The organism is Porphyromonas sp. COT-239 OH1446, from assembly GCF_000768875.1.
In the GTDB taxonomy this organism is placed as follows: domain Bacteria; phylum Bacteroidota; class Bacteroidia; order Bacteroidales; family Porphyromonadaceae; genus Porphyromonas.
This window is the reverse complement of record NZ_JRAO01000007.1, coordinates 20273-42771: the sequence shown is the minus strand read 5'-3', so window position 1 is coordinate 42771 and position 22499 is coordinate 20273. Positions and strand designations below refer to the sequence as shown.

22 protein-coding genes and 2 tRNA genes are annotated in these 22499 nt (G+C 56.2%); 22 read left to right on the top strand and 2 right to left on the bottom strand.

Going from position 1 to position 22499, the window contains the following annotated elements:
- Nucleotides 1-970 precede the first annotated feature (970 nt).
- The 11 genes from HQ37_RS01300 to HQ37_RS01255 all read left to right on the top strand — a co-directional run bounded on the left by HQ37_RS01300 (nucleotide 971) and on the right by HQ37_RS01255 (nucleotide 10480).
- Entirely contained in the window at nucleotides 971-1708 is a 738-nt protein-coding gene (locus HQ37_RS01300; RefSeq protein WP_036879294.1) for an SIMPL domain-containing protein, read from the top strand.
- A 240-nt stretch (nucleotides 1709-1948) separates the two neighbouring features.
- Complete coding sequence (gene alaS / locus HQ37_RS01295) at nucleotides 1949-4579, top strand: alanine--tRNA ligase (protein ID WP_036879292.1); 2631 nt, start codon at nucleotides 1949-1951, stop codon at nucleotides 4577-4579.
- Between the two features lie 10 nt (nucleotides 4580-4589).
- Nucleotides 4590-5654 carry a 3-dehydroquinate synthase family protein gene (locus HQ37_RS01290; protein WP_036879289.1) on the top strand — a complete coding sequence of 355 codons (1065 nt, stop codon included), beginning with the start codon at nucleotides 4590-4592 and terminating at the stop codon, nucleotides 5652-5654.
- Nucleotides 5655-5688: 34 nt separating this feature from the next.
- Nucleotides 5689-5763: transfer RNA gene (locus HQ37_RS01285), tRNA-Pro, on the top strand.
- Nucleotides 5764-5918: 155 nt separating this feature from the next.
- Nucleotides 5919-5996 (top strand) — tRNA-Pro (locus tag HQ37_RS01280).
- Between the two features lie 127 nt (nucleotides 5997-6123).
- Nucleotides 6124-6627, top strand: a complete 504-nt coding sequence (locus HQ37_RS01275) for a low molecular weight protein-tyrosine-phosphatase (RefSeq protein WP_036879350.1) — start codon at nucleotides 6124-6126, stop codon at nucleotides 6625-6627.
- 192 nt (nucleotides 6628-6819) lie between these two features.
- On the top strand, nucleotides 6820-7386 hold the full coding sequence (locus tag HQ37_RS01270) for an RNA polymerase sigma factor (RefSeq protein ID WP_152566757.1): 567 nt from the start codon (nucleotides 6820-6822) through the stop codon (nucleotides 7384-7386).
- Nucleotides 7387-7506: 120 nt separating this feature from the next.
- Nucleotides 7507-7635 (top strand): hypothetical protein, encoded by a 129-nt coding sequence (locus HQ37_RS08460; protein WP_255358239.1) that lies wholly within the window; start codon nucleotides 7507-7509, stop codon nucleotides 7633-7635.
- Between the two features lie 47 nt (nucleotides 7636-7682).
- Nucleotides 7683-8345, top strand: a complete 663-nt coding sequence (gene rpe / locus HQ37_RS01265; RefSeq protein ID WP_036879284.1) for a ribulose-phosphate 3-epimerase — start codon at nucleotides 7683-7685, stop codon at nucleotides 8343-8345.
- Between the two features lie 20 nt (nucleotides 8346-8365).
- The gene (locus HQ37_RS08010; RefSeq protein ID WP_052080672.1) at nucleotides 8366-9937 is read left to right on the top strand and encodes a ComEC/Rec2 family competence protein; all 1572 of its coding nucleotides are present in this window, start codon (nucleotides 8366-8368) and stop codon (nucleotides 9935-9937) included.
- 18 nt (nucleotides 9938-9955) lie between these two features.
- Nucleotides 9956-10480 (top strand): NAD(P)H-dependent oxidoreductase, encoded by a 525-nt coding sequence (locus HQ37_RS01255; RefSeq protein WP_036879281.1) that lies wholly within the window; start codon nucleotides 9956-9958, stop codon nucleotides 10478-10480.
- 88 nt (nucleotides 10481-10568) lie between these two features.
- On the opposite strand, the gene HQ37_RS08360 is transcribed toward HQ37_RS01255, so the two are convergent.
- Both HQ37_RS08360 and trmD read right to left on the bottom strand, forming a co-directional pair.
- Nucleotides 10569-10727, bottom strand: coding sequence for a hypothetical protein (locus tag HQ37_RS08360; RefSeq protein WP_160215056.1), 159 nt, complete (start codon nucleotides 10725-10727; stop codon nucleotides 10569-10571).
- A 30-nt stretch (nucleotides 10728-10757) separates the two neighbouring features.
- Nucleotides 10758-11435: a tRNA (guanosine(37)-N1)-methyltransferase TrmD gene (gene trmD, locus HQ37_RS01250; protein ID WP_036879344.1), complete on the bottom strand. Its 678-nt coding sequence runs from the start codon at nucleotides 11433-11435 to the stop codon at nucleotides 10758-10760.
- Between the two features lie 109 nt (nucleotides 11436-11544).
- Between trmD and HQ37_RS01245 the strand changes: the two genes are divergently transcribed.
- From HQ37_RS01245 to HQ37_RS01190, 11 genes are all read left to right on the top strand, one after another.
- Nucleotides 11545-12297, top strand: a complete 753-nt coding sequence (locus tag HQ37_RS01245; RefSeq protein ID WP_036879279.1) for a 16S rRNA (uracil(1498)-N(3))-methyltransferase — start codon at nucleotides 11545-11547, stop codon at nucleotides 12295-12297.
- 19 nt (nucleotides 12298-12316) lie between these two features.
- The gene (locus HQ37_RS01240) at nucleotides 12317-14182 is read left to right on the top strand and encodes an oxaloacetate decarboxylase (protein ID WP_036879277.1); all 1866 of its coding nucleotides are present in this window, start codon (nucleotides 12317-12319) and stop codon (nucleotides 14180-14182) included.
- A gap of 522 nt (nucleotides 14183-14704) precedes the next feature.
- On the top strand, nucleotides 14705-15898 hold the full coding sequence (locus HQ37_RS01230) for an AGE family epimerase/isomerase (RefSeq protein ID WP_036879272.1): 1194 nt from the start codon (nucleotides 14705-14707) through the stop codon (nucleotides 15896-15898).
- A gap of 7 nt (nucleotides 15899-15905) precedes the next feature.
- Nucleotides 15906-17108: a hypothetical protein gene (locus HQ37_RS01225; RefSeq protein WP_036879269.1), complete on the top strand. Its 1203-nt coding sequence runs from the start codon at nucleotides 15906-15908 to the stop codon at nucleotides 17106-17108.
- Nucleotides 17109-17161: 53 nt separating this feature from the next.
- Nucleotides 17162-17608: a YhcH/YjgK/YiaL family protein gene (locus HQ37_RS01220; RefSeq protein WP_036879266.1), complete on the top strand. Its 447-nt coding sequence runs from the start codon at nucleotides 17162-17164 to the stop codon at nucleotides 17606-17608.
- Nucleotides 17609-17698: 90 nt separating this feature from the next.
- Nucleotides 17699-18145 (top strand): DUF4494 domain-containing protein, encoded by a 447-nt coding sequence (locus HQ37_RS01215; protein ID WP_036879264.1) that lies wholly within the window; start codon nucleotides 17699-17701, stop codon nucleotides 18143-18145.
- Nucleotides 18126-18821, top strand: coding sequence for a YggS family pyridoxal phosphate-dependent enzyme (locus tag HQ37_RS01210; RefSeq protein ID WP_036879261.1), 696 nt, complete (start codon nucleotides 18126-18128; stop codon nucleotides 18819-18821). The genes HQ37_RS01215 and HQ37_RS01210 overlap by 20 nt, the downstream gene beginning before the upstream one ends.
- A 3-nt stretch (nucleotides 18822-18824) precedes the next feature.
- Nucleotides 18825-19439, top strand: coding sequence for a hypothetical protein (locus HQ37_RS01205; protein WP_152566755.1), 615 nt, complete (start codon nucleotides 18825-18827; stop codon nucleotides 19437-19439).
- A 35-nt stretch (nucleotides 19440-19474) separates the two neighbouring features.
- On the top strand, nucleotides 19475-20044 hold the full coding sequence (locus tag HQ37_RS01200; RefSeq protein WP_036879253.1) for a cob(I)yrinic acid a,c-diamide adenosyltransferase: 570 nt from the start codon (nucleotides 19475-19477) through the stop codon (nucleotides 20042-20044).
- A gap of 71 nt (nucleotides 20045-20115) precedes the next feature.
- Nucleotides 20116-20337 (top strand): DUF2795 domain-containing protein, encoded by a 222-nt coding sequence (locus HQ37_RS01195; protein ID WP_036879250.1) that lies wholly within the window; start codon nucleotides 20116-20118, stop codon nucleotides 20335-20337.
- Between the two features lie 303 nt (nucleotides 20338-20640).
- The gene (locus HQ37_RS01190; protein ID WP_036879247.1) at nucleotides 20641-22497 is read left to right on the top strand and encodes a 2-oxoacid:acceptor oxidoreductase subunit alpha; all 1857 of its coding nucleotides are present in this window, start codon (nucleotides 20641-20643) and stop codon (nucleotides 22495-22497) included.
- The last annotated feature ends 2 nt before the right edge of the window (nucleotides 22498-22499 follow it).

Below are 22499 nucleotides of genomic sequence, written 5' to 3'. Positions count from 1 at the left end.
TCCCTTTCGAGGGCTCACTCCCTGAGCCCCGACCCAAGTAATAAGATTAGGCCCAGCCTCTCAGTCGAGAGAGGCTGGGCCTAATGCTTATCGCTATGCCGAAGTGGCTGAACTCTTGTGTATCGCCCCCTGCTTGAGGCAGCTAGATCGCTAGACGCTCCCAGTCCAAGGGATAGGGCGGGGTGATGGTCGAACGAGCACCCTTATTTCGGACTCTTGTTAGAGCGAATGTACAAGGCGAAAATACTCATCAAAAAGAAGCACCCTGCGAGGATAACGCCATAGGTGAAATTCACTTTCACCTCATACAGCACGCTCATGAGCAACATCCCAATCACGGAAGTTACAGTGGCATATATGCACGAAAACAATAAATCTTTACCCGTCAAACCCTCAAAGAATGACCGAGAACGCTTCGTTTTTGATCTGTCCTTTATCGTTGGATCGCTGTTCATTGTCGAAGAAAATTTGTTTATAACACGTACTTAATGCTGTGGGTGAACCCTCTCTCATTGCCATCCATCCTTAGATGAGATGCGGCAGCGAATATAAGTATTATACCTGTAATGCCGCTAATACCCTGTTGTCCTGGTGTGCCCTGTATGGGTAGAGGAACTGCTTGATAGAGGCTCAGGTAGGAGCTCAGCTGAGCTCTCGTCTAGGGGATGAGGCGAGGACTCGATAGAGCCGCACTGGAGGTCTAGATAGGATCTCTCCTGAGACTCAGATAGGAGCTCATTCGAGCTCCTACTTATGTCTCTATAGAGAGGGTAATAGAGCTAGGGCAAGGCTCTCGATAGGCCTTCGCCTCCCCTCCCCGCTCAGCCCCCAGCGTGGCGGTAGAGTTTTTTTCTTCTACAATGATGGTGAGTGTAAAGAAATGTCTACATTTGTGCCTGTCGCTCCCATCGCCCTGCATGAGGCCCTCGGGAGGATCATACATGTATCATTATCTAACAATCAAATACTTATGCAAAAGGGTAAGCTAATCATCGCCACCATCATCGCCGTGGCCGTTATCGTCAGTGCTTGGCTGCTGGCTGGGGGCATTAAGCACTTTAGTGGAGGAGACCCCAAGATTACTGTTACTGGGATGGCCTCTCGTCAGATCAAGAGCGATCAGATCGTTTGGACGATCAAGGCCGTAGCCGTGAACAAAGACCAGCGGCAGGCCTATGCCGAGCACAAGCGTTACAAGGAGCGCATCCTAGCCTATCTCAAGGAGCGTGGTATCGAGCAGGAGCAGATCAGCTTCTCCTCAACCTCCGTAGAGGAGAAGTACGATCAGTACTACAGCAATCAGATGCAGAAGTATATCCGAGAGTATAAGGGCTTCGAGCTCATGAGCGATATTATCATCACCTCGAGCCGTGTGGACGAGGTCGAGCAGATCTATCAGAGTATCTCCGAATTGCTTCATGAGGGGATCGGTCTTGTGGCCCGTGCTCCTCGCTACTACTATACCCAGCTCAATACCCTCAAGATGGAGATGTTGCAGGAGGCCTCCGAGGATGCCTACAATCGAGCCTCTATCATCGCCCGAGGGAGTAAGGGGAGCATCGGTCGCATGACCTCCTCGTCGATGGGTGTCTTCCAGATCGTTGGGCTCAACAGCGAGGACGAATACAGCTGGGGTGGGACGTTCAATACCTCCTCCAAGCTCAAGACTGCAAGCGTAACCGTACGCTCGAGCTTTGAGGTGGATTAGTCCCTTGTCCAGCCCTATAGACCCTAGGTCGCCGAGTAGCTATCCAGTTGCTCGGCGACCTCTGTTTTGTCGGGGACTAGCCTGCGGCCGAGGGAGGCTACTGCCCCCTCTCCATCCCCCTAAGGGAGGGGCTTCGATGCCCTCGGAAGATGGATCTAGGGGAGGGGTTTATTCGCCGAAATAGAGTACTTTTGTCCTCTCAAAGCATTTCGACCAACAACAAAATATACAGCTTCATATATGATGACATCCAAAGAGATAAGAGAGTCGTATAAGTCGTTCTTCCAAAGCAAGGGACACCACATTGTTCCCTCTGCTCCTATGGTGATCAAGGGCGACCCCACACTGATGTTTACCAACGCTGGGATGAACCAGTTCAAGGACATCATCCTCGGGCACGCCGAGATCAAGTACCCCCGTGTAGCAGACTCGCAGAAGTGTCTGCGTGTCAGCGGTAAGCACAATGACCTCGAGGAGGTAGGGCACGATACCTACCACCACACGATGTTTGAGATGCTCGGCAACTGGTCCTTCGGCGATTACTTCAAGCGAGAGGCTATCGAATGGGCCTGGGAGTACCTGACCGAGGTGCTCGGGGTCGATCGAGACCGACTCTATGTAACCGTCTTCGAGGGCTACGAGCCCGAGGGGCTAGAGCGAGACCAAGAGGCCGCTGAGATTTGGGGACGCCTCTTACCCTCGGATCGCATCATTGATGGCAATCGCAAGGATAACTTCTGGGAGATGGGCGATCAAGGCCCTTGTGGCCCTTGCTCGGAGATCCATGTTGACCTGCGCAGCGAAGAGGAGCGTGCCGCCGTCGATGCCCTTACACTGGTCAATCAGAGCCACCCACAGGTTATTGAGATTTGGAATCTCGTCTTCATGCAGTACAACCGCAAGTCCGATGGCTCACTAGAGCCTCTGCCCAACAAGGTGATTGATACGGGGATGGGCTTCGAGCGTCTCTGTATGGCTATTCAGGGCAAGACGTCGAACTACGATACCGACCTCTTCACCCCCATCATCCGCACCATCGCTACCCTCTCGGGCTACGAGTATGGGCAGGCAGAGCAGAGCGATGTGGCTATGCGTGTCATTGCAGACCATATCCGCACGATTGCCTTTGCGATCACCGATGGTCAGCTCCCCTCCAATGCCAAGGCGGGCTATGTGATCCGCCGCATCCTGCGCCGTGCTGTGCGCTATGGCTATACCTTCCTCGGTAGACGTGAGGCCTTCATGTATCGCCTCCTACCCGTCCTCATCGAGACGATGGGCGACGCTTACCCCGAGCTTGCAGCAGGGCAAGACCTGATCCAGCGAGTGATCAAGGAGGAGGAGGAGAGCTTCCTCCGTACCCTAGAGACAGGCATCCGCCTCTTGGATAAGGAGATTGGCGAGCTACAGAGCCAGGGTCAGAGTGTGCTCTCGGGCCAGGTGGCCTTCCTCCTCTACGATACCTACGGCTTCCCTATTGACCTAACGGCCCTTATCCTCTCGGAGCATCAGATGAGTGTCGATGAGGCAGGCTTCGAGGAGTGTATGCAGCAGCAGAAGGAGCGTGCTAGAAATGCTGCCAGCATCGAGGCTGATGACTGGCAGAGCATCCACGAAGGCGAGACCCGCTTCGTGGGCTATGACCTAACTAGCTGCGACAGTGAGATCCTGCGCTACCGCAAGGTCAAGCAGAAGGGGGGCGAGTATTACCAGGTTGTGCTCAGCTCTACCCCCTTCTATGCCGAGATGGGAGGGCAAGTCGGTGATAGTGGCTGGCTCGTCGATGGAGCAGAGCGGTATCCGATCTTCGATACTAAGCGGGAGAATAACCTTGCCGTTCACTTGATGAAGCAGCTGCCCAAGGATCTCGGTGCGAGCTTCACAGCCGAGATTAATCTCGAGCGCAGGCAGGCTGCAGAGGCCAACCACACGGCCACCCACCTCCTGCATGAGGCCTTGAGGGAGGTGCTGGGCGAGCACGTCGAGCAGAAGGGCTCGTATGTGTCGCCCGAGGTGCTGCGCTTCGACTTCTCTCACTTCGCCAAGCTCGAGCCCGAGCAACTGCGACAGGTGGAGCAGCTCGTCAATAGCCGCATCCGACAGAACCTCGTCCGCCAGGAGTATCGCTCTATGCCCATTGCCGAGGCTCAGGCCATGGGGGCTATGGCCCTCTTCGGCGAGAAGTACGGCGACGAGGTGCGTGTCCTACAGTATGGTACTTCTATCGAGCTTTGCGGGGGGACGCACGTACCCTCGACAGGGGTGATCGGCTTCTTCCGCATCATCAGCGAAGCCTCTGTAGCCGCTGGAGTGCGTCGCATCGAGGCTGTTACGGGTGCTGGCGCAGAGAAGGTGCTCTACGAGATCGAGGACACGCTCAAGAGCATCCGAGAGATCTTCCACAACCACCCTCAGCTGCTCGTGGCCATCAAGAAGACGATCGAGGAGAATGCTGAGCTACAGCGTCAGGTGCAGGACTTCTCCCGTGAGCGGGTGGCTGAGTTCAAGGCCGAGCTGCTCTCAAACCAAGAGTACCTCGGGGGCGTTCGCTTATTCGTTGTGAAGAAGAACTTCCTGCCAGAGGCCCTCAAGGATCTGGCCTTCCAGCTCGCTGGCGAGCTGCAGGAGAGCTTCATCTTCATCGCTACAGCCCTCGATGCTACGGGTAAGGCACACCTAACCCTCATGCTCTCGAAGGATCTTGTCGAGACCCGAGGCTGGAGTGCCTCTACGCTCATCCGCTCAGCAGCCAAGCATATCCAGGGCGGTGGTGGCGGACAGCCCCACTTCGCTACGGCTGGGGGCAAGAACCCCTCGGGCCTCAGCCAGGCCATCGAGCAGATCCTCCTCGACACTGGGCTCAAGGCCTAGCCCTTCGGCTATGGAGACCGGAAGGCAAATCATTGCGAGCAAGCTAGTCCCCTACCTTAGGGGGCTAGCTTGTGATGCTTTGTTCGTCCTCATCGACGAGGCCCTCGAATCACATCATGGGGAAGCCCTCGGGCTACTTCGAGGTCTAACCTCCGAGGAGCGGGTGCTGAGCCATCGGGGTGGGGAGGAGGTCAAGAGTCTCTCAGCCCTCGAGGAGCTTTGGCTTTGGCTTCAGCGAGGGGGAGCTTCTCGCTCCAGCCTCCTCCTTGTTGTCGGAGGGGGAAGCCTAACGGATCTAGGGGCTTTGGCAGCAGCCACTTATATGCGAGGGTTGCGGCATATCCTCCTGCCCACGACGCTCCTGGGGATGGTCGATGCCGCCATCGGGGGGAAGGCTGCCATTGACCTGGCAGGGGTGAAGAACCTTGTCGGAGCTTTCCATCCCCCGCTCGAGGTCTTTACCGATCTCGCTTTCCTCGATAGCCTCCCGCTCGAGGCCCTCTACTCAGGCTATGCCGAGGTCATTAAGTACGGCATGATCTCGGGCGAGGCCCTATGGCGGCAGATCCTGCGCTTCGGAGACCCCGAGACGCTCTCCGAGGACGAGTGGCTGGGTCTCATCGCTCAGTGCGCTCGGTGTAAGGAGGATATCGTCGCCCAAGACCCCGAGGAGATCTCGGGCCTTCGACGCATCCTCAACCTCGGCCATACGGTGGGTCATGCCCTCGAGGCCTATAGCCTCTCCTCGCCCAAGCATCGCAGCCTAAGCCATGGCGAGGCTGTCATCATCGGCCTGATCGTCGAGACCTATATTGGGGTGCAGCAGCTCGGGGGCTCTTCGGCACTGCTGCGTCAGCTCGTTCAGCTCTCTAGGGAGCTCTATCCGCAGTGGCACTATGTGTGCCGGGACTATCCCGCCCTACTTGCCCTCATGCGGCAGGACAAGAAGTCTAGCCGAGGCGACATCGTCATGATGGTAGCCCTAGAGCCAGGCAACATCCAGGAGCTACGCCTCAGTACAGAGGACGAAATCAAGGAAGGACTTGATTTTTATCGGGAGACATTTGGCGGATAGGGAAATTAGTGATACCTTTGCAGCGCAAATAAGGCGGGATGTAGCTCAGCCCGGTTAGAGTACACGTCTGGGGGGCGTGTGGTCGCTGGTTCGAATCCAGTCATCCCGACACAAAAAGGCAGCGCAGTGGTCTTCGAGACCGCTGCGCTGCTCACTTTATTTGCTTTCTCCTGCTGATGCCTATCTCCCTTGTTTGAGAAAAAATAGGGGCAACTGCTTGCATATATCCAGAATGCTTCATACCTTTGCAGTCGAAATAAGGAACGGGATGTAGCGCAGTCCGGTTAGCGCACCTGCTTTGGGAGCAGGGGGTCCCAGGTTCGAATCCTGGTATCCCGACCATCGAAACAAGAGGCAGCACCGCAAGACAGTTAACGAAGTCTTGTGGTGCTGCTTGCTTTGGACGACCCTTGAGGGCCTCATAGCCCTTGGGGCTCTTAGTCCTCTTTATCTTAACCCTTACAAACCTATGCAGCAAACAAAGACAAAAACCAAGATCCTATTCGTTTGTCTAGGCAATATCTGCCGCTCTCCTAGTGCCGAAGGCGTTTTCTCAGCCTATGTCGCTCAGGAAGGCCTCAGCGAGCTCTTCGAGATCGACTCAGCTGGTACGAGTGCCCACCATGAGGGAGAGCCAGCCGATAGTCGTATGCGAGCCCATGCTGCTCGCCGAGGCTATACCCTCTCTTCTCTGAGTCGGCCTGTCGTCTATGAGGACTTCTTTCGCTTCGACTACATCATCGGGATGGATGAGCGCAATCGGCAGAGCCTCATCGATATGGCCCCAACGCCAGAGGCAGAGGCGAAGGTGAGCCTCCTGACGGACTGGATGCCCCGTCCTCGTCCCGATCACGTCCCCGACCCTTACTATGGTGGGGCTGAGGGCTTCGAGAGGGTACTGGACATCCTCGAGATGGCTTGCCCCTCTCTCTTGGAGGGCCTTCGCCAGGGGCTCTCGCCTCGTAGACCCTAGGCGATGGGTATCCAGGGCTTTTGGCTATTTGCCGAAGATTTGCTTACTTTGGACGAGCTTAATGCTCACAGCTAACTAAATAACTCACCCACATCCACCTCAACGTATTTGCCTATCGGAGCATCTCTACATCTCTATAAATATTGATCGTCAAACAAATACTACACAACAACCATGCGTAGATTGGAGACAATGGCAGACGACCAGCTCGTCGCCCTATATGCACAGGGATGTAATGAGGCCTTTGATACGCTGCTCATGCGTTACGACGCCTTTGTACACACCTATATTCGCTTCTCATGTTCAGATGAGGAGGTGGTAGAGGATCTTTTCCAGGATGTCTTCATCAAGGTGATGACAACCATTCGCCAGGGGGGATACAGTGCCGAGGGGAAGTTCAAGCAGTGGCTTAGCCGCATCACCCACAACCGCATTATGGATCATTATAGGCGGTTGCGCAGTGAGGCTCGTTTCGACCCTATTGAGGATGAGAGTGGACGAGACTTCATTGCGACCTCGATCGCCGATGAGGGTCTCAATGCTGAGCAGGAGCTCATCGCTGGCGATATGGTCGGGGAGCTCTACCGAGGCCTTGAGGCTCTGTCTGCCGAGCAGAGAGAGGTCGTTGTGCTGCGCTATTGGCAGGAGATGAGTTTCAAAGAGATCTCCGAGCACACGGGTGTCAGCATCAATACTGCCCTGGGGCGGATGCGCTATGCCCTGATCAATCTGCGCAAGCAGATGCAGCTCGGGAGCTAAGGCTCGAGCATCTCGGGGTGGGGATATACTACGGAGGCTCTGTGGTGCGTTAGTTCGCTATAGGCTGCTCGTCTCGCTGGAGAGGGGGGCAGCATTGGACAACTCTAAAGCGCAGTGCTTATGAAGCAAATCTACAGACTTAGCGAAAGCGAAAAGATCAACATCGCCCTCTCGGCCGAGCGTGAGCGTCAGGGAGAGCGACATCAGCAAACCCTCCTCCGCCTGCGTATGCTGGCCTCTATCATCTAGCCGGGCCCTGGTTGGCCCTGTTACTAGCCCTTCCCCTATTTCTAGCTATGAGTACCATTATCTCCCCCTCTCTGCTCTCGGCAGACTTCCTGCATCTAGAGCGGGATATTCGCATGATCAATCAGAGCCAAGCCGATTGGTTGCACATCGACATCATGGACGGTGTCTTTGTGCCCAACCTCTCCTTTGGTTTCCCCATCCTTGAGGCCATTCGCCCGATCATTGAGAAGCCCCTCGATGTGCATCTGATGATCGTCGAGCCGATCAAGTTCGTTCGAGAGCTCTCTGCCCTCAAGGTCGATACGATGAATGTGCACTACGAGGCCTGTACCCACCTGCATCGAGCCCTAGGGGCGATCAAGGACGCCGGGATGAAAGCAGCTGTAACGCTCAATCCTCATACGCCCGTAGAGCTCCTTCGAGACATCCTGCCCGAGCTGGATATGGTGCTCTTGATGAGCGTCAATCCTGGCTATGGCGGGCAACGCTTCATCGAGCAAACCATAGACAAGACTCGTCGCCTACGTCGGATGATTGACGAGGGTGGGCATAGTTGTCTCATTGAGATCGATGGGGGAGTGAATGCCCAGACTGGTGCACGCCTCGTCGAGGCGGGGGCGGATGCTTTGGTGGCTGGCAGCTATGTCTTTGGCCATGCTGCCCCCCTAGAGGCTATTGCGGGGCTTAAGGCCCTAAAGCGGAACTCTTAGCCGAACCCTAGGGGTATGCCGTGCGATACAGAGGCATCCGCTCAGAGCTAGGTTGGCTGCTCTCGGAGCTGAGGCAGACGCTACGGCGTCATCCCCTCCTCTTGCCCGCTCTAGCCTTTATCCTTGGGATATACTATGCCCCATACCTAGACCCCATGAGGGGTGTAGGTGTGGGGTTTGTGCTTTTGTCGCTCTCTCAGCTTGCCCACTTCATACAGAGAGGAGGCGTTTATCTGCCGAGTTGGCTTGCTCGTCTGGGAGGCCTTGTTCTCGTGCTCTCGCTGGCGGTACTTCTCGTGAGGGCTTATGAGCGAAGGCATCGGATAGCTGAGGGTGATCTGCCGACCGAAGCTAGGGCTTTGGTCTTGACCTCGGCAGAGCGCATCCCTTCGGGCTATAGCCTCGAGGTTGAGCTCCTCACCTCTGAGGTTCGGGGGCATCATCTGGTGTTCTATACGAGGGGCTTGCCCAGCGTAGGGCTGGGGGATACACTGGAGCTCTCGAGGCTGAGGCCTATACACTTTGAGGGAGAGGAGCGGTGGAGGACCTCGCGCCTCTCTCGGGGGATCTCGGGCTCTGTCTTTGGCCTCGTCGAGGGCTCTAGGCCGCTGAAGGGGTGGGGGAGGCTACTCACTAGGCCTCGTTTAGTTGGTCGTCTCTTGCAGCAGCGTCTCTCGGAGCGTCTCGGCCGATTGCTGCCCGAGGGACAGGCGACTCACCTCTCTAGAGCCGTTGCTCTAGGGTATATGCCCCGAGGACGGGAGAGCCGAGAGCTGCGGGAGAGCTTCGTCTCCAGTGGGGTGGCGCATATCTTGGCTGTCAGTGGCTTTCACCTGGGGGTGGTAGCGGCCCTTCTCCTGAGCCTCTTGGGCCTTGTCCGCTGGATGGACGCTCGTCCTCGTCTGAGGGCTTTGGTGCTGCTCGTGGGGGTGTGGGGCTTTACCCTCATCTCGGGCTGGGCTGTGCCTACGGTGCGGGCTGCTCTGATGCTGAGCCTCTATCTCGCTGGCGCATTGCTCGGTAGACCTGCCCGTCTGCCCAACGTGCTGGCTCTCTCGGCCCTCGTACAGCTGGTGGACAATCCGTTCCTTGTCAATCAGCCCAGCTTCACCCTCTCGTATGCTGCTCTGCTGTCGATCTATTTGCTTTACAGACCGCTTGTAGGCTGTGTGGGGGAGCTGTACAATCCTCTCGTGCGCTTCTTGTGGAGAGGGCTTTGCCTGGCTCTCTCGGCGCAGGCTCTAGTGCTCCCCCTATGCCTCTATTATTGGGGCTCCAGTGCTCTCTCGTTCGTGTGGGCAAGCCTTCCGATGAGCCTCTTCGTTGGGGTATTGATTCCCTTAGTATGGCTGTTACTCGGGCTAAGTGCATTACCTTTGCCCCTGCAACCGCTCACAGGGCTCGTGGATGGACTCTCCGAGGTCATGCTTGAGGTCAGTCGCTTCTTGGGCGATCTGCCCTATACCCATCTACAAGTGGGCCTTACGGGGGTGCAGACGAGTGCTCTCTGGCTCCTCCTCCTCTTCTCGGCCTGGGTACTTCGGCGATACTACAGCCTTTGGGGGCGCAACCTAGCTTATTACTCATACTAAATCATAACCGCATCTCTTATGAAGATCTTAGTCATCTATTCGCACAGTTATCAGAGCCAAAGTGTCTCTAACCGAACGATCATCGACGTCCTCTCTCGGCAGGAAGGCTATAGCGTCCGCAACCTCGAGGAGCTCTATCCCTCGGGCAAGATTGATGTCCAGGCTGAGCAGGCTGCTCTGCTCGAGGCCGATGTGATTGTGCTGCAGCATCCACTCTTCTGGTACAATGTGCCCAGCCTGATGAAGCACTGGATGGACGAAGTCTTCACTTTCGGCTTTGCCTATGGCGACGGCGGGGATAAGCTGCAGGGCAAGCGTCTCGTGCATTCGTTCACCGCAGCGGCCAGCCCCCAAGACTTCAGCGAAGCCATGCTCGGGGCTAGTACTGGGGCTATTGAGGCTGCCTGTGGCTTCTGCGGGCTCACCTATTCAGGCTATGTGCATACGCTAGGCCTGCTTCCCCTGACGAACCCCAACTGTGAGGCTGAGGCAAAGGCTCATGCCCATCGCCTCATGGAGCATATCAGAGGGCTCAAGGGTTAGGCCCGAAGGGAAATAGGGTTTAAAAAAGCATGAGAGGGGGCAAACGATCGTTTGCCCCCTCTCATGCTTTGCCCTTTTTTAGGGACGATTAACTGTGGCTCAGCAGTTCGCCGAGGTAATAGACCATCCAGCCAATCAGGAGGAGGTAGGCAGCGATCAGCCATGGACGTAGCCGCCTATTGCGCTGCACAAGGTAGCGGGCTATCGGTATGGAGATCAGTAGGATGAAGGCGAATATAAGAGTCATCGTCAAGCGGTGAGGCTAGGGGGATAGAACCTAATGCTCGAGGAGGTCGGGTCGTAGCCTCTTGGTACGCTCGAGGGCCTGCTCCATGCGCCACTTGTGGATATTGGCCTCGTGCCCACTGAGTAAAACCTCAGGGACGCGCCAGCCGTTGTAGTCCGCAGGGCGAGTGTAGACGGGTGGGGCAAGTAGGTTGTCCTGGAAGGTATCGCTGAGGGCACTCTCTGCATCGCCGATCACCCCAGGGATGAGGCGGACAATGGCGTCCGTCATAACGGCAGCGGCTAGCTCACCCCCAGTGAGGACGTAGTCGCCGATAGAGATCTCTCGGGTAATGAGGTGCTCACGTACCCGATAGTCGATGCCCTTGTAGTGGCCGCAGAGGATGATAAGATTCTCGTGTAGGCTCATCTCGTTGGCCATGCCCTGGTTGAATGTCTCCCCGTCGGGGGAGGTATAGATCACCTCGTCGTAGTCTCGCTGAGCCTTGAGGGCGTTGATCGCTCGCTCGATGGGCTCGATCTTGAGCACCATACCTGCCTCGCCGCCGAAGGGGTAGTCATCGACCCTGCGCCATTTGTCTGTAGAGTAGTCTCTGAGGTTGTGCACATGAAGCTCGAGCAGTCCTCGCTGGCGAGCCCTGCCGATAATCGATCCCTCTAGTGTAGGGCATACCATCTCGGGCAGTACGGTGATAATATCTATTCTCACGAGTAGCTTGATTGGTGATAAAATGCGATAATGTAGCACAAAGGTAACCACTATCTCGTATTATTCGTTTACCTTTGGGTGTTGGATTAAAGAGTATGCACTTAGTTGGATGAAAGATCTTCCTCTCTTCCTCGCTCCGAACATCGCCCAGGAGGCTTACCTACCTGAGGCTGAGGCGCAGCATTGTGTGCGTGTGCTACGCTGTAGTGTGGGTGATGAAGTCCTCATCACAGATGGTCGTGGGCAGCTCTATGAGGCTCGTCTGAGCTATATAGACAAGCGGCATTGTGCGGTAGAGCTCCTCAGACAAGAGGCTTGGACTAAGGGGTGGCAGGGGCAGATTACGCTTGCCATTGCCCCTACGAAGTCTCTAGATCGGATCGAATGGATGCTGGAGAAGGTAACTGAGATCGGCATCGACCGCATCATCCTGCTACGGGTGAAGCACTCGGAGCGTAAGCAGGTGCGTGCAGACCGCCTGGAGCGCATCCTCGAGAGTGCTATGAAGCAGAGCCAAAAGGCCCTGCTTCCCGAGCTCATCGTCGAGCAGAGCCTCGAAGAAGCCCTGCGGCTGACCCAAGACTCTCTGCGCTTGGTGGCGCACTGTAGAGGGGAGGCGACCCTAGGGGAGCGGCGGATGATGCACGAGTACTATACGGGGCAAGGAGGCGTGGCTCTCTTCATTGGGCCCGAGGGGGACTTCACCGTCGAGGAGGTCGCCCGGGCAGAGGAGGCGGGGGCTCATGGCCTAAGTCTCGGGGAGGCTCGCCTGCGTACCGAGACGGCAGCCCTCATGGCTGTTGGCTGGGTTCATGTGCTACAGGAAATCGAACGAACGAAGCAAATTGGAATAATAATATAATACTGTTCAATCTTAGATTATGCAACAAAAAGAGATTAAGTTTAGCTTGATTTACCGAGACATGTGGCAGTCCTCCGGTAAGTATCAACCACGCAAAGATCAACTCGAGCGCATCGCTCCCGTGATCGTAGAGATGGGCTGCTTCGCACGCGTAGAGACTAATGGTGGTGCCTTCGAGCAGGTAAACCTTCTCTATGGGGAGAACCCCAATAAGGCTGTACGTGCCTTCACCAAGCCACTCAACGAAGCGGGCATTCAGACCCACATGCTAGACCGTGGACTCAATGGTCTGCGCATGTACCCAGTGCCTGCAGACGTTCGCCGTTTGATGTACAAGGTGAAGAAGGCTCAGGGGGTAGACATCACCCGCATTTTCGACGGGCTCAATGATGCTCGCAACGTGATCCCCTCGATCAAGTATGCCCTCGAGGCAGGCATGATCCCCCAGGCAACGCTGTGTATCACCCACTCTCCTGTACATACGGTAGAGTACTACGCTACTCTAGCCGATCAGTTCATCGCCGCCGGTGCTCCTGAGATCTGCCTCAAGGATATGGCTGGTGTGGGTCGCCCTGTCTTCCTCGGTCGCCTCGTCAAGGCTATCAAGGACAAGCACCCCGAGGTGATCATTGAGTATCATGGCCACTCAGGCCCAGGCTTCTCTGTGGCTTCGATGCTCGAGGTATGTAAGAATGGTGCAGACATCATCGACGTGGCCATGGAGCCTATCTCTTGGGGTAAGATCCATCCAGACGTGATTACCATCCGTGAGATGCTCCACGATGCAGGCTTCAAGGTGCCTGAGATCAACATGGATGCTTACATGCGTGCCCGCTCGCTGACCCAGGAGTTCATCGATGACTTCCTCGGCTACTTCATGACCGAGAGCAACAAGCTGATGACCTCGCTGCTCGTAGGCTGCGGTCTGCCTGGTGGTATGATGGGCTCGATGATGGCCGACCTGAAGGGGGTACACGCAGGGATCAATATGTATCTGCGCAGCAAGGGCGAGGCCGAACTGAGCGTGGATGATCTGCTGGTCAAGCTCTTCAACGAAGTAGAATATGTATGGCCACGCCTGGGCTATCCTCCTTTGGTAACGCCCTTCAGCCAGTACGTCAAGAACGTAGCCCTCATGAACGTCTACAACATGGTAACGGGCAAGGGACGCTGGCAGGCTATCGACAACAATACCTGGGGTATGATCCTGGGCAAGTCGGGCCGCCTGCCTGGAGCTCTCGATCCTGAGATCATTGCACTGGCCAAAGAGAAGGGACTTGAGTTCACCGACGAAGACCCACAGGGCAACTATCCCGATGCCCTCGACGAATACCGCAAGGAGATGGACGAGAACGGCTGGGAGTACGGTGAGGACGACGAAGAGCTCTTCGAGCTGGCCATGCACGACCGCCAGTATCGAGACTACAAGAGCGGCGTAGCCAAGCAACGCTTCCAGGAGGATCTCGACAAGGCCCGTACCGAGTCGCTCGTCAAGCAGGGCTATAACGAGGCCGATGCACTCAAGATCAAGCGTCAGGGCACGGAGCCTATCGTGGCCGCAGCGACGGGTAGCCTCATCTGGGAGGTTGATCCGACCGACTACTCTACCGCCCCTGCGATCGGCACAGCCATCAAGACGGGTGAGCCTCTGTGCTACATCCAAACCGTGGCTGGCTATATCGAGCCAGTGATCTCCAACTTCACGGGTCGTCTGACCGAGGTGCTCGCTCAGGGTGCTACTGTGCGCAAGGGTGAGCCTCTGGCCTATGTGCGCCCAGCCGAGGTGGAGGAGCAGTGGAGCGAGAGCGAACCCGAACGCCTCAAGAGGGTTGAGAAGCTCGAGGAGGTACGCCATGCCGTAACGCAGCGTCGCCACCGCCACTAGGCCCTCGAGACCCTATCGAGAGACAAGCCCTCGCCCAGCAGCCCTACTCGTCTAGAGAGGCTGAGGGGCGAGGGCTTTGCTTTGTCCCTCTGGGCGAGTGCTCCTCTAGAGGCTGGGGCTGCATGTGCTGATAGTGGGCCAAGTGGCTCTATCGAGCTCTCAGTAGGCCCTCGCCTCAAGGATCATCTATACCCTCGTCCGAGCTCTCGGCTAGCTCTCGGCAGAGGCTCAAGTAGGACTTCGCTCGAGGCTCAGATAGGAGCTCGATCGAGCTCCTATCTGAGCCTCATCTGCGATCCTAATAGGATCGTTTCGGGGTAGGAAGTAGGATGGGAGGGGGGATCACTTGCCCAGGGGCATTGTCGTCCAGTTGAGCTTCGAGGAGGAACAAGTTCGGCTTCGTAATTAAATTAAGTACATTTGCGTGTAGGTTGAGGTCTAGGGGAGCTCTCTAGACCCTGATCAACCTGGATTAACTACGGTATTACTCATCACATCATCAAGCAGCATTATATTCACATCATGAACGTTCAGAATTACCTTCGCTATTGGGCGGATCGCTACGAAGAGGATCTAGTACAGGACATCCTCCCCTTTTGGCTCACCTATGGACTAGACCACAGGCATGGCGGCATCTACACCTGCCTCGATCGCAATGGCGAACTGATGGACTCGACCAAGAGCGTATGGTTTCAGGGGCGTGCAGGCTATATCTTCGCCAACGCTTACAACACTGTAGCCCCCCGTGCCGAATGGCTTGAGGCCAGCAAGCTCTGTATTGACTTTATCGAGCAGCACTGCTTCAACCCCGATGGGCGCATGTACTTTGAGGTTATGGCCGATGGTACGCCACTGCGCCTGCGTCGCTACGTCTTCAGCGAGACCTTCGCCATCATTGCCATGGCGGAGTATAGCATCGCCTCGGGCGACAAGAGCTATGCCGAGAAGGCCCTTGATCTCTTCCTCAAGGTGCAGGACTGGCTTGCCACGCCTGGCGCATTACCAGCCAAGTACGAGCCACATGTCAAGGGACGCTCGCACTCTATCGTGATGATCCTACTCAACGTGGCTGCTCGCCTCAGACGTGCTATCCAAGCTCCCGAGCTGGATAAGCAGATCAGCGACAGCATCCATGAGCTCAAGACCTACTTCATGAAGCCAGAGTTCTGCGCCCTGCTCGAGAGCGTGGGTGAGCATGGCGAATTCGTCGATACGATCAATGGCCGCCTGATCAACCCTGGGCACTGCATCGAGACGGCTTGGTTCCTCATGGACGAGGTCAAGCATCGTGGCGGTGATGAGGAACTGCTCGAGATGGCTCTGACGATCCTCGACTGGTCTTGGCAGTGGGGTTGGGATGATGAGTTCGGTGGCATCATCAACTTCCGTGATTGCAAGGGCTTCCCCGCACAGGACTACTCACAGGATATGAAGTTTTGGTGGCCTCAAACCGAGGCGATCATCGCTACCCTCTATGCCTACCAGCTCAGTGGCGATACGAAGTATCTCGATATGCACCAGCGTATCAGCGATTGGACTTATGCCCACTTCCCCGACGCCGAGTGCGGCGAGTGGTATGGCTATCTACATCGTGATGGCTCGGTAGCTCAGCCTGCCAAGGGGAATATATTCAAAGGCCCTTTTCACATCCCCCGCATGATGCTCAAGGGCCGTGAGCTGTGCCTCGAGATGCTTGAGGCCTGTGCTGAGGACTAATGACTATATGAGACACCTCTCTACACTCTTCCTATCTGCTGGCCTCCTCCTCTCTCCCCTCGTGGGGTTGGGTGCTGAGGGGCTGTGCCCTGAGCCGCCCCCTCTCGCTTTGCTGCGCTCTCCGCAGCTCGATTCAGGCTATGCCCTCGGGGTCTCGGGGCATATCGCAGCCCTCATGCTCGGGCCTAAGGCTGGAGGGCAGGCAGCCCTCCTCATGGCTGGAGGGTGCAACTTCCCCGAGGTCTCGGCAGCAAATGGTGGGGCGAAGCGTTTCTACGCCGAGGTCTATCTGCATGGCGCAGCCGAGGGATCGTCCGCCTGGCGACTGGTGGGACGATTACCCGAGCCTACGGCTTACGCTGCTGGACAAGCTTTCGGTGGTGGGGTCATTATTGCTGGGGGACAGACCCTCGGAGGGCGAGAGCTAGACCTCGTTTACCGCCTCGACCTAGACCCTCGGGGACGTGTGCAGCGCACTGACCTGCCACGTCTGCCCGAGCCTCGTAGCGGGATGGCTAGTGCCCTCGTAGGCTCTCGCCTCTATCTCATTGGTGGCAGTGTCCGAGGGCAGCTGACCACCTCGGCGATCTCCCTAGACCTCGAGCACCCCGAGGAGGGATGGCGCGGCGAACCCCATTATCCAGGGGCTGCCCTGCTCAAGGTCGCAGCCACAGCCCTCCCCTCCGCCACAGCTGGGCGCATCGTCATGATTGGCTCATTCGCCCACAGCGAGGGAGAGGCTGGAGTCTCGACCTCGCTCTCGTGCTTCCTCCTCGACACTCAAGAGGGAGGTGGATGGAAAAGCCTCCCAGCCCCACCGGATAGCCTCCGAGAGGGGGCAACTTTTGGTGGAGGATGGATTCGCCCTCGAGGTCAAGAGGCCTTCGCTGTTGGGGGAGGGGTCAATGAGTATAAATTCCTCCCTGCCCTAGAGCGTATTCAGCAGCTTCGTAGAGCCAAGAGACTCGGTCAGAGGAAGCTCGTTGCTCAGCTCGAACAGGAGTCTCGGCAGTACCTCCTTCATGAACCCACTTGGTATCGTTTTACTCCTTTTGTCCTCGAGTATGATCTTTCCCAAGCCCGATGGCAGCGGTGCGAGGCCGAGACGAGCCCCGAGCATGCTCGGGCGGATGCCGCCTACGTTGAGGACTATATCATCGGCGGGGAGGTTAAGCCTGGCATCCGAACCAATAGGATCAGCCGCCCCTAACCCAAGGCCTACAATATCTCCTCTAGATACAAAGACTATTATTATCCATTATTATGATCATTGGAACACTTGCAGACTCGGCACGTATCGAGCCCCTGCATCCCCTCTTCAAGCAGGTCTTCGACTACATCAAGAGCCACGACCTGCTCCATGCACCCCTCGAGCGGATCGAGCTCGACGGCGAGCGTCTCTTCATCAACAATGTCCTGGCCAAGGCCAAGACCGAGCAGGAGCAACCCCTCGAGGCACATCGCCGCTACCTCGACATCCACGTCCTACTCGAGGGCGAGGAGCGTATCGGCTGGCGAGCCCTAGAGGACTGCGCTGAGCCTCGTGAGCCCTTCAACGAGGCGGACGACTATATGCTCATCGACCAGAGGGCTACGGCCTACGTCGATCTCCAGCCAGGCCAGTTCGCCATCGTCTACCCCGAGGATGCTCATGCCCCTCTGATCGGGGAGGGCGAGATCCGCAAGCTCATCGTCAAGGCCCTCGTCTAGATGAGGACCGAGACCCGCCGAGCTGAGACAGGGGACGATTGACCTAATTTTGTACATTTGCCCAGCAATATATACAACTAAGCTATAGCGATGAATTATTGGTTTGAATGCAAAGTCTCTTACGAGCGTCAGGCAGACGACGTGGGGATGAAGAAGGTAACAGAAACATATCTCGTCGATGCCCTCAGCTTCACCGAGGCCGAGGAGCGCATTATCAAGGAAATACAACCCTTCGTCTCGATCGGCGAGTTGGAGGTCGTCAATATCAAGCGAGTTAAGATCGCCGAGCTCCTGCTCAATGCCAATGAGGTCGAGGATAGGTACTTCCGTGCAAGGGTCAATTTCATTACGATCGACGAAAAGAGTGGCTCGGAGAAGCGTACCACGGTAACGATGATCGTTAAGAGTGCCTCCCTGCCTGGGGCAGTCTCTGTCCTCATTGACGAGCTCGAGAAGCAGCTCGGCACCTACGAGATCGCTTCGGTGAGCGATACTCAGATCCTAGATGTCTTTGCTTATGGAGCTCCCCAGTCATGAGATAGAGACCAACCTGCGCAACCTCGGGGCTAACCTCCCCGAGGATGTGCGCCTGGTGGCAGTCTCTAAGTATCACCCTGTGGAGGCCATCCGAGTGGCCTACGAAGCTGGCCAAAGGATCTTCGGAGAGAGTCGTGTGCAGGAGCTCGTGGCCAAGTATGAGGCCCTCCGAGGGATTGCCCCCGACATCGAATGGCACTTCATTGGCCCGTTGCAGACGAACAAGGTCAAGTACCTAGCCCCTTTCGTCCACATGATCCAGAGTGTGGACTCGATGCGCTTGCTTGATGAGGTCAATCGCTGTGCTCAGAAGCATGGCCGCCGCATCCCCATTCTGCTTGAGGTGCATATTGCCCAGGAGGAGAGCAAGGGGGGGCTCGAGGATGATGAGCTGATGGAGCTCATCGAGTATGTCTACGAGCACGAGGAGGACTATTCGGGTATAGAGCTTTGTGGCTTGATGACCATGGCTTCATTTACTGAAGACGAAGTGCAGATAGAGGGCGAATTTCTCCGCCTGCGTAGCCTCTTCGATCGCATTAAGTACTCCGGCCTCTTGCGCCATCCCGAGGCCTTTACAGAGCTCTCTATGGGGATGAGTGGCGATTATCCGATCGCTGTACGTGCGGGGGCTACGCTGGTGCGTATCGGCTCAGCTATATTTGGGGAGAGATAGGGCGTGTCAGGGCAGTTGCAGCGGTGGGTCTACCACACAGGGCTTGGGCGCAGGGCCGTTCGCATGAAGCGTTACCTGGTCAATCGACGGGGCGACGGGGTACATTCGCCCTATGCCTTTCACCTGATTAGTCGGATCATCCGCAACCCTCACCCCTACTACTGCTTCTCCGAGCTTGCTCGCTATGCCCCCAAGCCCTGGCAGTTGGGACGTCGGCAGGCAGAGCTTGCCTTTCGCCTCGTGATTGGCGAGGGCCTTGCGTCGGTATGCCTCCTCTCTCGAGGTGAGAGCCCGGTGGCTGCCTATCTCGAGGCTACGAGCCGTTCGCTGCGGCTGAGCTATAACCTCCCCTCGGCTTCGAAGCCTCAGCCCGAGCTGATTCTTGTAGAAGATGCCGAGTCTCTAGAGCTCAAGGCCTTGATCCGCACGGCTCGAGCGATGAGGCTCGAGCACCACCGCTCCCTCATCCTCGTACATACCCACAGCCCCTCGGGGCGCAGGCTGCTACAGACCCTGCTCCGAGAGCTAGATCCTGAGGCTGTGATCGATCTAGTCGATCTCTCGCTCCTCGTTCTCTGCCCAACGCTTACTCGAGGACGTTACAAGGCCTATTACTGATGATGTTATCCATTCCACCCAACACCTCAACAACGATGAACACTGAGAAATATAAGCTCTATACCAAGGGCGGAGACAAGGGTATGACTTCTCTAGTCGGAGGTCAGCGAGTACCCAAGCATGACATTCGCTTGGAGAGCTATGGCACTATCGACGAACTCAATTCTTTCGTCGGGCATCTACTCTCCTTCGAACTCGAGGAGGCTGACCGCAGCTTCTTGACCTGGGTGCAGCACAAGCTCTTCTCGGTAGGCTCTTATTTGGCTACAGACACTCGAGTAGACGACCTCCACCTAGAGAGCAACGTAACGCCCGAGGCTGTAGCCCGCATCGAGCGAGAGATCGACCGCCTCGACGATGCTGTCCCCCCGATCAAAGCCTTCATCCTGCCTGCAGGAGGGGCGATCCCTGCCGCTGCTCATATCTGCCGCACAGTTTGCCGTCGGGCTGAGCGGTGTGTCTATCGCCTGGGCGACGAGCAGCCTCTTGACGAGCAGGTTACTCGCTATATCAACCGCCTGAGCGACTACTTCTTTGCCCTAGCACGTAAGGAGACCTTCCGCCTCAATGGAGAAGAAATTACATGGAAATATGACCATGACTAGAAATGTCTTATATTTGCGCTCTCGATTGAGAGTAAGGTATTTATTCTAACCCCAAAACGACTAGAGACGAGATGTATTGGACCCTAGAACTGGCCTCTAAACTAGAGGATGCTCCTTGGCCTGCCAGCAAGGATGAGTTGATCGATTACGCACAACGCTCGGGTGCACCCCTAGAGGTCATCGAGAACCTCCAAGAGATGGAGGATGAAGGTGAGTTGTACGAATCTATCGAAGACATTTGGCCAGACTATCCTAGCAAGGAAGACTTCTTCTTTGATGAAGAGGAGTACTAAGGCCAGAGCCCACAGAGGTGCGAGGGTGGTAGCGAGAGAGATCGCTACCACCCTCGCTCTGTATAGCCTCTAGAGATCGAGAGAGCACCTCTCGTCTAGAGCGATTACTCCTAGGGTCTTGGGCCTCTCGCCCCCTTTTGTTAGAGTTACTTAGAGTTTCGTGCGAAAAGCCTTGGAGGTCTCTTCTTTATTGCCTAGCTTTGCGGAGAATTAGATTAAGAAGCCCCTTGGGGATCTTGGCTTATTTAGAAATGTTCAAGGTTTCATAAGGGATAAACGGTCATTCTACAAACAACAAGATTTATGGAAGAAAAGACAACGGTCAAGACATTGAAAGATGTCGTTATCCGCTTCTCTGGAGACTCTGGAGATGGGATGCAGCTTACCGGGACCATTTTCTCAGATCTCTCTGCCATGCTCGGGAACACTATTTCTACCTTCCCCGACTTCCCCGCAGAGATCCGCGCTCCGCAGGGCACGCTTAGTGGTGTCTCGGGCTATCAGGTGCACATCGGCTCAAGCAGTGTGCGTACTCCCGGAGATAAGGCAGATGTCCTCGTAGCGATGAATCCAGCCGCACTCAAGGTCAACAAAAAGCACCTCAAGCGGGAGTCTCTCATCATCATCGACCAGGACTCCTTTGCCCCAGGCGACCTGCGCAAGGCTGAGTTCGAGACCGACGACCCCTTCGCAGAGATCGGCCTGGTAACCCAGCAGGTCATCGCAGCTCCCGTTACGACGATGGTCAAGGAGGGGCTCAAGGAGTTTGGCCTAGACAATAAGGCCGCAGTCAGATGTAAGAACATGTTTGCCCTCGGGCTGATCTGCTGGCTCTTCGACCTACCTCTCGAACATGCAGAAGAGTTCCTAGATCGTAAGTTTGGAAAGAAGCCCGACATCCGCAACGCCAACATCAAGGCCCTGCACGATGGATTTAACTATGGAGCTAATACGCACGCCTCGACGACAGTCTATCGCATTGAAAAGCAAACACAATCCCCAGGATACTACCTCGACATCAACGGCAATAAGGCAACCTCTTATGGCCTCATAGCTGCTGCCGAGCGGTCAGGTCTACACCTCTTCCTCGGGAGCTACCCTATCACCCCTGCCACAGATATCCTGCACGAGCTGGCCAAGCACAAGGCCCTAGGCGTGAAGACTGTACAGGCGGAGGACGAGATCGCTGGTATCTGTACTGCGATCGGGGCCTCGTTTGCTGGTAACCTCGCCGTAACTACCACCTCGGGCCCAGGGCTGGCTCTCAAGGGTGAGGCTATTGGTTTGGCTATGATGGCCGAGATCCCTCTCGTGATTGTCGATGTGCAGCGTGGGGGGCCTTCGACAGGTCTGCCTACCAAGAGCGAGCAGACCGACCTTATGCAGGCCCTCTATGGGCGTAATGGTGAGTCTCCCATGCCTGTGATTGCAGGTACGACACCTGATGGATGTTTCTATGCTGCCTATTGGGCTTGTAAGATTGCTCTCGAGCACATGACTCCTGTGATCCTATTGACAGACTCCTTCATCGCTAACGGCTCTGCAGCTTGGCGCATACCTAATCTAGAGGATCTTCCTGAGATCAAGCCTCCTTATGTAGATCAGCGTCCAGAGAGCGATCGGGTATGGAAGCCCTATGAGCGCAACCCCGAGACCTTCGTGCGCTATTGGGCCATCCCCAATACTCCAGGCTTCGAGCATCGTCTCGGGGGGCTAGAGAAGGACTATAATACCAGTGCCATCAGCACCGATGCGGCTAACCATGAGCTTATGGTTCAGACTCGTGCTGCCAAGGTAGCAGCTATTGCCCATTCGATCCCTAATCTAGAGGTCGAGGGGGATGTAGACAGCGACCTCCTGATCGTCGGCTGGGGGGGTACTTATGGCCATCTCTATGAGGCCATGCAGTCGATGCGTGAGGCTGGTAAGAAGGTCGCCCTGGCCCACTTCTCTTTCATCAACCCTCTGCCCGCCAATGCCGAGGAGGTGCTTCGTCGCTATCCCAAGGTGGTTGTAGCAGAGCAGAACAGCGGCCAATTTGCTCGCTATCTCAGAGGCATTCTGCCAGGTTTCTCTCCTCTGCAGTATAATCGCGTAACGGGGCAACCTTTCTCTGTGGCAGAGCTCGCAGAAGCATTCACTCAAATACTAGAACGATAAGG